This window comes from Bacteroidia bacterium (assembly GCA_040880525.1).
Lineage (GTDB): Bacteria > Bacteroidota > Bacteroidia > CAILMK01 > JBBDIG01 > JBBDIG01.
The window spans coordinates 25,983-38,073 of sequence record JBBDIG010000019.1; the positions used below are offsets into that span (position 1 = coordinate 25,983).

The 12,091-nt window shown below is 45.3% G+C and carries 12 protein-coding genes and 3 tRNA genes; 5 read left to right on the plus strand and 10 right to left on the minus strand.

Annotation, left to right across the window (positions count from 1 at the left end; all coding sequences use genetic code 11):
* Positions 1 to 332: 332 nt before the first annotated feature.
* The 3 genes from WD077_04935 to WD077_04945 all read right to left on the minus strand — a co-directional run bounded on the left by WD077_04935 (position 333) and on the right by WD077_04945 (position 2,236).
* The gene (locus tag WD077_04935; GenBank protein ID MEX0966561.1) at positions 333 to 734 is read right to left on the minus strand and encodes a VOC family protein; all 402 of its coding nucleotides are present in this window, start codon (positions 732 to 734) and stop codon (positions 333 to 335) included.
* A gap of 70 nt (positions 735 to 804) precedes the next feature.
* Entirely contained in the window at positions 805 to 1,536 is a 732-nt protein-coding gene (locus WD077_04940; GenBank protein MEX0966562.1) for a ribonuclease H-like domain-containing protein, read from the minus strand.
* A gap of 64 nt (positions 1,537 to 1,600) precedes the next feature.
* Positions 1,601 to 2,236 (minus strand): 4'-phosphopantetheinyl transferase superfamily protein, encoded by a 636-nt coding sequence (locus WD077_04945; protein MEX0966563.1) that lies wholly within the window; start codon positions 2,234 to 2,236, stop codon positions 1,601 to 1,603.
* Positions 2,237 to 2,398: 162 nt separating this feature from the next.
* Here WD077_04945 and WD077_04950 point away from each other — a divergent pair, with 162 nt between their 5' ends.
* Positions 2,399 to 3,313 carry a WD40 repeat domain-containing protein gene (locus WD077_04950; protein MEX0966564.1) on the plus strand — a complete coding sequence of 305 codons (915 nt, stop codon included), beginning with the start codon at positions 2,399 to 2,401 and terminating at the stop codon, positions 3,311 to 3,313.
* A 49-nt stretch (positions 3,314 to 3,362) separates the two neighbouring features.
* Here WD077_04950 and WD077_04955 read toward each other — a convergent pair whose 3' ends face one another.
* From WD077_04955 to WD077_04975, 5 genes are all read right to left on the minus strand, one after another.
* Positions 3,363 to 3,530, minus strand: a complete 168-nt coding sequence (locus tag WD077_04955) for a hypothetical protein (GenBank protein ID MEX0966565.1) — start codon at positions 3,528 to 3,530, stop codon at positions 3,363 to 3,365.
* A 7-nt stretch (positions 3,531 to 3,537) separates the two neighbouring features.
* A complete protein-coding gene (locus WD077_04960; GenBank protein ID MEX0966566.1) occupies positions 3,538 to 3,804 on the minus strand; it encodes a HipA domain-containing protein in 267 nt (88 codons plus the stop codon).
* 59 nt (positions 3,805 to 3,863) lie between these two features.
* Positions 3,864 to 3,938: transfer RNA gene (locus WD077_04965), tRNA-Asn, on the minus strand.
* 3 nt (positions 3,939 to 3,941) lie between these two features.
* Positions 3,942 to 4,016, minus strand: a tRNA-Asn gene (locus WD077_04970).
* 3 nt (positions 4,017 to 4,019) lie between these two features.
* Positions 4,020 to 4,094, minus strand: a tRNA-Val gene (locus WD077_04975).
* A 332-nt stretch (positions 4,095 to 4,426) separates the two neighbouring features.
* Between WD077_04975 and WD077_04980 the strand changes: the two genes are divergently transcribed.
* Together WD077_04980 and WD077_04985 are read left to right on the plus strand one after the other, a co-directional pair.
* The gene (locus WD077_04980; protein MEX0966567.1) at positions 4,427 to 7,039 is read left to right on the plus strand and encodes an AsmA-like C-terminal region-containing protein; all 2,613 of its coding nucleotides are present in this window, start codon (positions 4,427 to 4,429) and stop codon (positions 7,037 to 7,039) included.
* Between the two features lie 3 nt (positions 7,040 to 7,042).
* Positions 7,043 to 8,200 carry a HAMP domain-containing sensor histidine kinase gene (locus WD077_04985; GenBank protein ID MEX0966568.1) on the plus strand — a complete coding sequence of 386 codons (1,158 nt, stop codon included), beginning with the start codon at positions 7,043 to 7,045 and terminating at the stop codon, positions 8,198 to 8,200.
* Positions 8,201 to 8,214: 14 nt separating this feature from the next.
* On the opposite strand, the gene WD077_04990 is transcribed toward WD077_04985, so the two are convergent.
* On the minus strand, positions 8,215 to 8,817 hold the full coding sequence (locus WD077_04990) for a thymidine kinase (protein MEX0966569.1): 603 nt from the start codon (positions 8,815 to 8,817) through the stop codon (positions 8,215 to 8,217).
* A gap of 175 nt (positions 8,818 to 8,992) precedes the next feature.
* Here WD077_04990 and WD077_04995 point away from each other — a divergent pair, with 175 nt between their 5' ends.
* A complete protein-coding gene (locus tag WD077_04995) occupies positions 8,993 to 10,000 on the plus strand; it encodes a hypothetical protein (protein ID MEX0966570.1) in 1,008 nt (335 codons plus the stop codon).
* Positions 10,001 to 10,006: 6 nt separating this feature from the next.
* On the opposite strand, the gene WD077_05000 is transcribed toward WD077_04995, so the two are convergent.
* Positions 10,007 to 10,951 carry a hypothetical protein gene (locus tag WD077_05000; GenBank protein ID MEX0966571.1) on the minus strand — a complete coding sequence of 315 codons (945 nt, stop codon included), beginning with the start codon at positions 10,949 to 10,951 and terminating at the stop codon, positions 10,007 to 10,009.
* A 150-nt stretch (positions 10,952 to 11,101) separates the two neighbouring features.
* Between WD077_05000 and WD077_05005 the strand changes: the two genes are divergently transcribed.
* A complete protein-coding gene (locus tag WD077_05005) occupies positions 11,102 to 12,049 on the plus strand; it encodes a UDP-3-O-(3-hydroxymyristoyl)glucosamine N-acyltransferase (protein ID MEX0966572.1) in 948 nt (315 codons plus the stop codon).
* Positions 12,050 to 12,091: the final 42 nt, after the last annotated feature.

A 12,091-nucleotide genomic window follows, 5' to 3' on the forward strand; every position in this document is an offset into this window, starting at 1 on the left:
CTATATAAACCCCAGGTTTTTTAGTCCTCCATGACCCCAGGTAAATCAGGATGAATAAAATTACTGGTGAAATTAATCCTAAATTCTCGGCTAATTCTTCGTTTTCATATATTACTTCACAACCATAAAAACTCGAATCCTGGATTCCGATAGCATCTCCACGGGTTGTATTATAAATTATAAGAGAAGCCGGAAAAATTAAAAGTATTAAAAAAATCTTTTCGAAATAAATCATAACTGGATATTTAAGATTGGACCTTTTACTCCACATAAATCACAGCACTTTTAGGAAGAGTTGTGCCTCAGTTACCACGTCTCTGGCGCAGTAGCGGTTATGCGATTTGTGCCGGCTTAATACCAGTAGCAGCAGTAACTTCAACCGTATGCCCATCCGGATCATGGGTGTCGATGGAGTGATAAAATATGTGATCGCTGAAGCGGTATTTAATACCTTCCTTATCGTAGTGTGCTTTTACATCTTCAAGTTCATCTAATGGAACATTAAAAGCAAAATGATCTATCCCAATTCCCTGGCGCTGCAATGCCGTTCGGTTATCAGCTTCAGAGGCTGGAAAAATGGCAATACCTGTATCTCCCGCCATCAGGAAAACCGGCACTCCCTCCCATTCAGGCGGGGAGAACCGTGCAAGCTTTAACACGCGCTGATACCAATCAACCGAGCGTTTAACATCCGATACCCGAATGGCTACATGGTCTAAATGTCGTATTTTCATAATGTCTATTAATATTATTTTAAAACCTGTATTAAAATAAAAGAGTGACCGGTATTTTTCATAATTCCCTTCACTCCACATAAATCACATCTTCTTCTTTCAGCAATTCCAGGCCGCGCATTTTCAGGAGGAGTTGTGCTACCGTTACCACGTCTTTGGCGCAGTAGCGGCTTATCCGGTCCAGATCTCGCTCCTGCCAGTACACCCGGCCTACATCGCTGCCGTTGATATCGTCTTTGGGTGAAGGGATGCCAAAAGCAGCAGCCAGAAGCGTGAGGGAGGTGTAGTTCTTATAATCACCAAACCGCCACAACTGCATCGTGTCCAGAAGGTGGTTCAGTTCCCAGCTTTTGCGGCCAGCTACGTTCAGCATTGCGGGCAACTTCAGTCCGTTGATGAGCATGCGCCTGCCGAGATAGGGAAAGTCGAATTCGCGACCATTATGAGCGCAGAGGTAGCTGCCTTTGCCGCCAAAATGATTTTGAAGCAATGCAGTAAATGACTGCAAAAGTTGCCGCTCATCATCTCCGCAATAGCTCTTGATGCGGAAACTGTACCCGCCCTTTTCGCGTTTCAGATAGCCTGCGGAGATACAGGCCACTTTTCCGAATTCCGCATAAATGCCAGCTCTTTCGTAGAGCGTTTCAGGGCTTACCGGTTCCGGTGCATTCCGGTTCAGGAAGTTGCACTTATGGCACCACAACTCCTTGAAATTTTCCTGCAACTCTTCATAGGTGGCTTTGGCTGGAACCGTTTCAATATCCAGCACCAGCACTTTTTCGAGGTTAATATCATCTAGCATTTTATCAAAATATTTGATGGTTCGCTGCCCAAATTAATAAAACACCGGCAGATGATGCATGAAGCTACTCCTCGGCAGTATAGGCGAGCATATAGCCGTCAATCCTTTCGAAGTGTACCTCATAATTCCTGATGAAATTGTTTTTATGGATTGTGGCCTTTAGGGTTTCCGCAGTAATATCAAAAGGATGGACTCGGATATGACTCCTGAAATTGAGTTGCCCCTGGCCATATAGCTTGAACAGGCTCTCCTTAGCACACCAAATCGCGTATAGCTGCTCTACCTCTGTTGCGGGTTTCAGGAAATCCTGCTCCTGTGGCGTGACAAAGCGGGGGGCAATTTTCCGGATCTTATCCTTTACCATTTCAATATCAATCCCCACCCGGCTCTTGCCGATAATCGCAGCCGCATAACAGAAGGAATGGGAAAGAGAAACCTCAAAGGGGAAATTAACCAAGGCCGGTTTACCATTTTCATCCGTTGTCATTTCAATAAAATGATCCGTTTGCAGCAATTGCCTCAGGAGCACTCGGCTACCCAGCCATTGCATTCTCCGGGACGCTCCGTTTAATGTCAGGAAAAGTGCCTTCTCCTGGTCATTAAACTGAAGATATTGCAAAAGCTCCTCTGGTGTTTCGGTGAGCTTCCAGAGACCCAGACGCGAGCCGTTATCAAGGTTTCGTATGAATTGCAGTGGCAAATCGAAGTAGGTTGAATTTATATAACAACCGCAAATCTAATTGTAGAAAACTTAAACAAAATGATGCGCGTTTGACAAGTGCGCCTGTGATCACTGTTTTAAATTCGCAGCCTTTTCAATTAATAAACCGGTACAACAAAATTTTTAAAATAATAGAGGGAAATGAAGATCTCAGTTTCTAAAACTGGCGAGCTGGCCGGGCACCGCGATTCAATTTACTGCCTTGCCCCAGGCCCGGATACAGATAGTTTTTATTCAGGCGCGGGCGATGGATTGATCGTGAAGTGGAATCTGGCGGAGGGACACAATGGCAAAGTGGTGGCTGAGACTGAGGGGGCTGTGTATGCGATGCAATACCTGAAAGATTCGAACCGGCTGCTGGCCGGCACCAACTCCGGAGTTATAATCATGCTGGATCTGGAGGCTAATCAACTGGTGACGCAGGCGAAACTGAACCACGGCATTTTTGACCTGAAAGTTGTGCCGGGACAGGATTTCATGATCGTGGCAGGAGCGGAGGGTTATCTCAAATTGTTGCTGGTGGATACGCTTCAGGAGCTGCTCACTTTACGGCCATCCCAGCGAAATGCCCGCTGCATTGCGCTGCATCCTTCACAACCCGTTTGCGCCATAGGTTTTAGTGATGGCGATATACGCGTTTTCTCTTCTCACGACCTGAAGCCCTTCTTCCGGTTCGAGGGCCACCAATTCTCCACTTTCTGCCTGCAATTTACCCAGGACGAAATACGGCTGCTTTCCGGTGGCCGGGATGCACACCTGAAATCATGGCTTATACACGAAGAATATGCGCCCCAACTTGAGGTGCCTGCACACCTGTTTACCATCAACAGAATTGCGCAACAACCAGGGGGACGGCTTTTGGCAACCGCAAGCCGGGATAAGTCTGTGAAAATATGGGACAGCCGCAGCTTCGAATTGCTTAAGGTAATTGACGCGGAAAAATTCAATGCCCATGTCCATTCAGTCAACCACCTCATCTGGCTTGACGAGGAAAGGCTGGTGACGGCAGGAGATGATAAAAGGATTTTAGTTTGGCGGATAATTATTGAGGAATAATATTTTGCAGATCTGAAAATTTTAATGTAATTCAGTTTTTTTAATCTTATTACAACTCAATCTGTTCGGCCTTCTGACTAATCAAATTTTTATACTCCTCCTTCATTTTATTCGGCAGAAAACTGACATCAATAAAATTCATCCAGTCAGCGATACTTCCGGCCATGCGGGAGAAAATGTTCTCTATAGCATTGGCGTCAAGGGAGAACCGGTTCATTGCTACTTCAAAATCCCTGTCGCTTCAGTTTTTTCTTCTTTCCATTTAATGTGAGGGCAAGTTCTTCGTCATCACCTTTTACGATTAATGCCGAAGAAACCAAATCATAAGCAGGACATAGCGTATATCCAATTTCGGTATGTTTTAAAAGCGAAAAATTCTTGAGATGCATATAAGCGTAAAGGAAGAAAGTCTCCTCAACCAGGAGGGGCTTACAGTTAGCCTCTATAGTATCCAGAAATATCCGGTCGTTATTGACTACGGAGCTATCCATTTCCCCGGTCTTTCCGGTGTAATACCGGAATGCTCTGAACCAACTGAGCTAAACTCATGTGGGAGTTGAGGGATTCGAACCCCCGACCCTTCCGGTGTAATACCGGAATGCGCTGAACCAACTGAGCTAAACTCGTGTGGGAGTTGAGGGATTCGAACCCCCGACCCTTCCGGTGTAATACCGGAATGCGCTGAACCAACTGAGCTAAACTCGTGTGGGAGTTGAGGGATTCGAACCCCCGACCCTCTGCTTGTAAGGCAGATGCTCTGAACCAACTGAGCTAAACTCCCATTTTACTTCATCATTTCCAAGCCGACCCTTCCGGTGTAATACCGGAATGCGCTGAACCAACTGAGCTAAACTCCCATTTTACTTCATCATTTCCAAGCCGACCCTTCCGGTGTAATACCGGAATGCTCTGAACCAACTGAGCTAAACTCCCAATTTTAAACTAAACTCCCATTTGGAAATTCGCCTTGCTCTATCGCGAAAGCGGGTGCAAAGATATGATTCCCCGGCATTCATTTCCTAATGATGCCCCAATATTCCGCCCATATTTTGCATCCGCTCAGGCTGCGACTTATTTTTATGTCATCATTCTGGTTATTTTCGTTCCCTCCACATGAGCAAATTCAAAAAAATCCTCCTCTTCGCCTCCGGATCGTTGGCCGTTTTAATAGGCATTGCACTGCTGCTGGCCTGGATATACGGCCCCGAGATTAAGCAGAAAGTGGTGCAAAAAGCCAATGAACAACTGCAGGTCGAGGTACAGGTCGAGGACATCTCTTTTTCATTCCTGAGCAATTTCCCTTATGCCTCCGTAACTTTTAAGGATGTACAGATGCGGGAATCGTTCCCTGGTTCGGAGCAGAATCTGGCAGAAGTGAAAAGCATCAGCCTTCTCTTTAATATCTTCAACATTTTCAGTGATAATCTGCAGGTCGAAAAAATCGTGGTGGAGGATGCGATTGTTTTTCTGAGGATAGATGAAAATGGCCGCACCAATTTCGAGATTTTTAAGGAAGATGACCAAAGCACGGCTGAAACAGATACTGTCTTTTCTTTGGATCTTAAAGAGATTTTGCTGGTGAATGTGGATCTTCGGTTTGAAGATTTGAGCGGAGGCCAGAAGTTTAGGTTCGTGGTGGATGATGCTCAACTGAGTGGAGAATTTACAGCAGATGTATTTGATCTGGAATTTGACGGTGACCTTTATGCTGATTATTTCCAGATAGATTCGATGAGGTTTGTAAAAGACAAGCGATTGAAACTCGCTGGTATACTGGCCGTAGAGAGCGCTGAAAAGATTTATAAAATCAAAGAGGCTGAACTGGAACTTGGTGGAAGCAAGTTCATGGTGCACGGATATGTGCAGCAACAAGGCGAAGATTATTACAGCGACCTGGAAATAGAGGGCAGGGAAACAGACGTGAAATCACTGCTGGCGCTGATTCCTGACGAATATCTTACTTCCCTGGAGGATTACGAAAGCAGCGGTCGTATTTATTTCGAGGCGCAGATAAAGGGCATTTTTACCGGCTCCGAAAATCCGGCAATAAATTTTGATTTCGGGATTGAGGATGCCACCATCAGGAATAAAGAAAAAGGAATAGCGCTGGAAAATGTGTATCTGAAAGGCAATTACAACAATGGGGAAAGCCGGATGCTCGCCTCCTCGGTGGTTGATCTTTCAGGCATAAAGGCTACGCTGAAAGGTAAAGAAATTCAGGGAGATTTCTTTCTTCGAAATTTTGATACGCCTTTTATCAAAACGCATCTGATTACGAATATCAATCTTGAGGATCTCCATAGTTTTTTGCATATAAAAGGAATCGAGGAAATGCGCGGCAACCTCTACCTTGATGCTTCTTTTTCAGGAGATACACGGAATCTTAAAGATGTTTCTTCAATTCACAAAACCAGCCTTAGCGGTAAAGCTGTGATTGGTGATGTGAATATTATTCCTGAAAATACTCACCTCGAATTTCGGAATCTGAATGGTCGCTTTTTCTTTGACAAAAAAGATATGGTGATTGAAAACTTCTCAGGCCGGATTTCTGAAAGCGATTTCACGCTGAATGGCTTCTTCCGGAACTTTGCCTCCTTTCTTTTTCTCCCTGATAAAAAACTGGTGGTGGATGCCGATTTACAAAGCCAGAGAATTAATCTTAATGAATTATTAAAACAAGAGGTCTCCGAAGACGAAACTGATACGACCTATAGTTTTTCATTTCCTGAATATTTGCAAATAAATTTTGGAGTAGCATTAGATCAGATCGTATTCCATAAGTTTGAAGCACAAGAAGTAAGGGGCCGGTTTAATTTTAATGAAGGCGTTATGAGAACGAACGGCCTTTCCTTTATCACGATGAATGGAAAAATGAACGTGAATGGAAAAGTATCAGAAAAAGATAAGAAATTTTATGTGGATGCAGAAGCTGATTGTACTGATTTAGATATTAAAAAACTATTTTATGCATTTGGAAATTTCGGACAGGAATATTTAATGGATAAACATCTGAAAGGAAAACTAACGGCTGATATTTCATTGGAAGCCGTTTATAACAATGATTTTTCACCGGAATATGATAAGCTGAACGTGGTTTCAAATATGGTGGTTCGTGACGGGGAATTGATAAACTTTGAGCCGGTGACTGAGATGGCGGGTTTTATTAAAATGAAGAAAATGGAACACCTGAAGTTCGATGAACTCCGGAATGAAGTGCTCATCACCAGGCAGGTAATTACGCTGCCTCAGATGACGATCAATAATAACGCGATGACGATGAAGGTTTCCGGCACTCATAATTTTGAAAATGAATTTAATTATAAAATTGACATCAATTTATCTGAACTGCTTTTCGGCAAAAATGATCTTGGAGCTGAAAGCTACCGCGAAACTGAAAGCGATGGGCGGGGAGGAATGCATCTTTATCTCTTGATGTATGGAGATGATGATAATTATTTTTTTAAATATGATAAAAAAGAAGTGAAGCAAAGAATAGCTGAAGGAATAAAAGAAGAGGGCCGCGAATTGAAGAATTTATTTAAGAAGAAAAAGGATGAAGCTCCACCACAGGAAACTAAGCGAACTCCGGATCCTGCTGGGGAGGAATATGCCATTGATCCTGTAAATCCGGGAACCAACAGCCGGAATGGCCGGGAAGAGTCTGAAAAAAAGGAAGAAAGCAAAAGTGCATTTAAAAGGCTCTTTGAAAAGCCGAAGGAAGAATAAGCGATGGGAGCATACGAAAAGAAGAAGCATTGGAAAACGGCACTCTTTGTAGCGGCATTATTAATAGGAATTTCCTCTTTGTGGTATACCAATTATCTTGTCGAAAAATTAGCCCACGAGGAGAAAAAGCGAATTCAGCTCTGGGCCGCTGCGTACAATGAACTGATCAACCTGGACAATGACAGTGGCGACCTCACTTTTGAAAGTGAAGTAATCAAAACCAATGAAACAATCCCGGTAATCCTGGCTGACGAAAATGATAATATTATTGATGCCCGGAACTTTGATTCTATTCCGATGCAGGATGAGGATTACCTGCGGGAGCAACTCCGTGAAATGAAAGCTGAGCGCGACCCTATCGTAATTGAATATGGAAATGGATCGCGGAATTTTATTTATTATAAAAATTCAAATCTCATTGCACAACTTACTTATTATCCATACATACAGCTTTTTGTTATTTCACTTTTTGTTATTGTTTCTTATTTGGCTTTCAGTGCTTCACGGAGGTATGAGCAAAACCGGGTTTGGGTGGGAATGTCAAAGGAAACAGCACATCAACTGGGCACTCCGATTTCATCGCTTATGGCGTGGACAGAATATTTGAATGAGGATACATCAAGGCTCAGCAAGGAAATTTTGGTCGAAATTGAAAAGGATATTGAGCGGCTCAACATGATTACGGAGCGTTTCTCGAAAATTGGTTCAGAACCTGTGCTGATAAAGGAAAATGTGGCCGATGCCATTGAGGAAACGCTGAGCTACCTGCGCAAGCGCGTTTCGCGAAAGGTGACGATGGAAGTAGATCCGCAGTCCCAGGTGCAAACTCAGGCTTTCATCAGCCGCCCTTTATTCGCGTGGGTGGTGGAGAATCTGGTGAAAAATGCCGTGGACGCAATGAGCGGAGAGGGCCGGGTCAGCTTCCACATAGAAGAGCGCTCCAGGCAGGTATTGGTGGATATTAAAGATACAGGCCGGGGTATTCCCAAATCCCAGTTTAATACCATATTTAATCCGGGCTTCACCACGCGGAAACGGGGCTGGGGCCTTGGCCTGTCGCTCGTAAAACGCATTGTAGAAATCTATCACAGAGGTGCCATTTACGTGAAAACCTCAGAGTTAGGCACAGGCACCACATTCAGGATAAAGCTCAATAAATGAACGGCCCGGCTTCATCATAGCAGCAATTGCGCTCCGCCCGATTCTTCAATTCCCTGGTTAAAGCAATAGCGGCAACGGGGTTCATAATGCTCCTTTTCACCGACAAGCACATGTTCCGTGTTGGGTGATTTTCGATAAGAATGGGAGGCCAGTGAACCGCAGATCACGCAAATCGCATGGATTTTAGTAACGTACTCCGCAACGGCCATAAGCTCCGGAATAGGGCCGAACGGACGTCCTAAATAGTCCATATCCAACCCCGCTACTATTACGCGCTTTCCCTTGCCGGCCAGGATCTGCACCACCCTCACCAGTATTTTGCTGAAAAACTGCGCCTCATCAATCCCGATCACCTGTGCCGGATTTTTATCATACAAAATCTCTTCGGCCATTTTTATGGAAATAGAGGAAAGCTGGTTGTAATCGTGCGAAACGATGTTCTCGCGGCTGTACCGGGTATCCATTTCCGGTTTGTAAATGGCAACCTGCTGATTCGCAATGGTGGCACGTTTCAGCCTGCGGATCACCTCCTCCGTTTTGCCGGAGAACATAGGTCCGCAAACCACTTCAATCCATCCACGAGGCTTATCTACATAAAATTTCGGTTCAAGAAACACAGTTCGGAAGGTTGAGATAAGTTAATGGGGTCAGGGCTATAGCGCGGGTTTACGCACTGCAAAAATAGAAAACGCAGCAAAGGAACATGGTGCTAACTATCAACCGGCTCGCATATTACCTGTTATTCCGGGCAGGCTCTTTCTCTTTCTATAATTTTGCAGCAAATATTTTAATATGCCAAACGACAAATTATTTGATATCGCCACTTCACTGCTCCAGGATATTAATGAAACTTACGTACGCACCGGGAAAGAGCAGGGAGAGGTGCCAGCGCTGGAAATGGCCTTATTAAAAAAACAGGTTATTTCTTTTTATGAAATAGTATTAAAACTTGAAAAAGAATACAGGGATGAAGGAGCAGCCGGAAAGGTGAGCAGCCATATCGCAGAACTGCGGGAGGAGGTGAAGCAAATGTCAGAACATGAACCGCAGGCATTCCGGCACCAGCAGCCTGAACCTTCAGGATATGAGCAGCCCCCGGTATATGAACCTTCGGTGCCGGAACCACCGTCCACTCCTGAGAGCGATTTCACGGATGCACAGGCAGACACGGAAGACAAAACCCCGCAAGAGGAAGCCGAACCTGCGCAGGAAACAGTGCCTGACTCTACTGCGCCACGGGAAGCACCGGTAAATCAGGAGGAAGAAAAACCGGAGGAGGAATTACCGCAAAAAATTCAGGACGAAGAAAAACCCGATTTACCGCCTGAAACGGAAGAGTCGGCACCAGCAGAACCAATAATGGCAGAGTCCCCGGAAAATGAGAAAACCAAGAAGGAAGCAGCGGAAAAAGAAAAATCCGCAAAGGATGCAGCCCCCGCGAAAGAACCGGAGCAAGAACCGGCTTCGAGGCAATCCCTGAATGAGCGGTTTGCAGGACGCACCGCGCTGCACCAGCGACTGGGAAAATCGCAGCCGGGAATGGCGGATAAATTTAAGCTCACGCCTATTGCAGATCTGAAATCAGCCATTAGCCTGAATAAAAAAATCGCCTTTATAAATGATCTGTTTAAAGGAAACCAGAAGGAATATCGCAAAACGATTGATTTCCTGAATAAGAGCGGCAACTACAGCGAAGCCCGGTTTTATTTGCAATCGGAATTAAAACCTAAATACGACTGGAAGGATTCCGATCCGCTTTATCTGGAATTACAGGAACTCGTACAGCGGAAGTTTCTCTGACGGCCATCACCATTTATCGTGCAGCGTGAGGAAGAGGCGCGCCTGCCAGTAAAAGTTCCTGACGGGATTATCGCTGTTTATGTGGTTGAGGCCGGGCCTGATGCCGGTTTCGAGGGAAGCGATAAATCCCACATGATCTGAGAAACGCAGATATTCCTCAATGCCAACCCTGAATCCAAAAGGACGCTCGCTGTACTCATCGCCTGATAGGTCGTAGCTATTATAACCATAGCCCACCTCATCAATGAGCAGGGCAGGACTAACCATCATATCAGCAAATATTCTCCGGAACCTGAAATCCTCGTTTTCTCCAAAGTCGCTGGTTTGAATTCTGAAGTTGCGAATGGTGAATTGTGAAAGTCCGAGATAGAACGACCGCACGCGAATGTTGGTGAATTTGCGGCCGGGCATATTATCAAGAGAAGTACCGCTCGCATGTTGGATCCGGTCCAGCCGCAAATAATTGCCGGATACCACGCTCGACATATAATTGTACCCGGCCTTTATGCCCCAGGCTTTGCGCAGGCTCGATTGCGTACGATACAACCTTTCAGGATTCCTGCCTGAGCCTATGAACATGTTCAGCGCCTTTAATTTGATAGTGTCGCTGATGATCCAGGTGAGGCCAATGTCAGCTTCAAATCCGCGGACATAATCACCACGGGCCGAGTCCTGCTCTGCGGCCTCCTTTGCCCCGTCAACCACTGGAGAATAAGGAAGCTTGGCATATACATCAAAAAAAACCTGGTTTTGCCATTGATATTGAAAACCTAATGCAGCGCCTGCATCTACTTCCGCTTCGTAAAGCGAACCGATATAGAGCGGGGCTGCCTTTATCCAGACATTGCTGATGTCGTAAGGATCATCTCTCAGGATCAGGGCATCAATATCAGATTGCGCTTTTGAAATAACTGAAGCGAAGAGCAGGACGAACGCCAGAAGTATTCTCATGGATGATCTGTTAAATTTTGGGCGAAATTAAAGATTGCTGCACAGGTGAAGGTAAGGACGCATCAGAGAGGATGTGTTGATACAGCAACATTTCTTCATCTTTGTTGCGCCCTGCGTGCTTTAATACTACAATTTAAAAATCCCTACATTATGAAGTTTCAAAATCCTCAACCCCTGCGGGAAGTTGCAGAAGTTTTAAACTGCCGTTATAAAGGTCCTCACGATCTTTCACTTACCGGAATCAATGAAATCCACAAAGTGGAAGCCGGGGATATTACGTTTACCGATGTTCCCAAATATTATAAAAAGGCGCTGAATTCAGCAGCTACAGCAGTGCTCATTAATAGCGAAGAACAGGAACCTGCGGCAGGGAAAGGACTCCTCATCTCCGAAGATCCTTTCAGAGACTATAACCGGCTGGTGAAGCACTTCAGGCTGCCGGCTCCCATTCCGCAGGGGAAGTTTACGGTAGGGAAGAGCGTGACGATCGCAGAAAATACGCAGGTTCATCCGGGCGTGGTGATCGGCAATTTTGTGAAGATTGGCCGCAACTGCATAATATATCCTAACGTGGTGATCTATGATCAAACCACCATTGGCGATAATGTGGTTATTCATGCCAACAGTGTTTTAGGAGCCGATGCCTTTTATTTTAAAAACAGAAATACGCACCACGATAAATTGATTTCCTGCGGAAACGTGATCGTTGAGGAGGATGTGGAAATTGGCGCTTCATGCACGATTGACAAGGGGGTGAGCGGCAGCACCGTGATTGGCAAAGGCAGCAAACTGGACAATCACATCCATGTGGGACATGGCGCCATCATTGGTAAACGCTGCCTGATTGCGGCTCAATGTGGAATAGGCGGCAAAGCCATCATTGAGGATGACGTCATCATCTGGGGCCAGGCAGGAATAACGAAGGACATCAGGATCGGTAAAGGTGCCGTGATCTCTGCGCAGGCCGGAGTTTCCAAGTCATTGCCGGGAGGCAAGCTCTATTTCGGATCTCCCGCCCGTGATGCCCGTACAGCCTACCGGGAAATGGCTGCATTAAGAATGATGTCTGCCAATCCGGAAAATAAACCTGATACCTGAAATCAAAAGTTCCGGGCGCTGAAAAAAAAAGCCTCTTCCAAC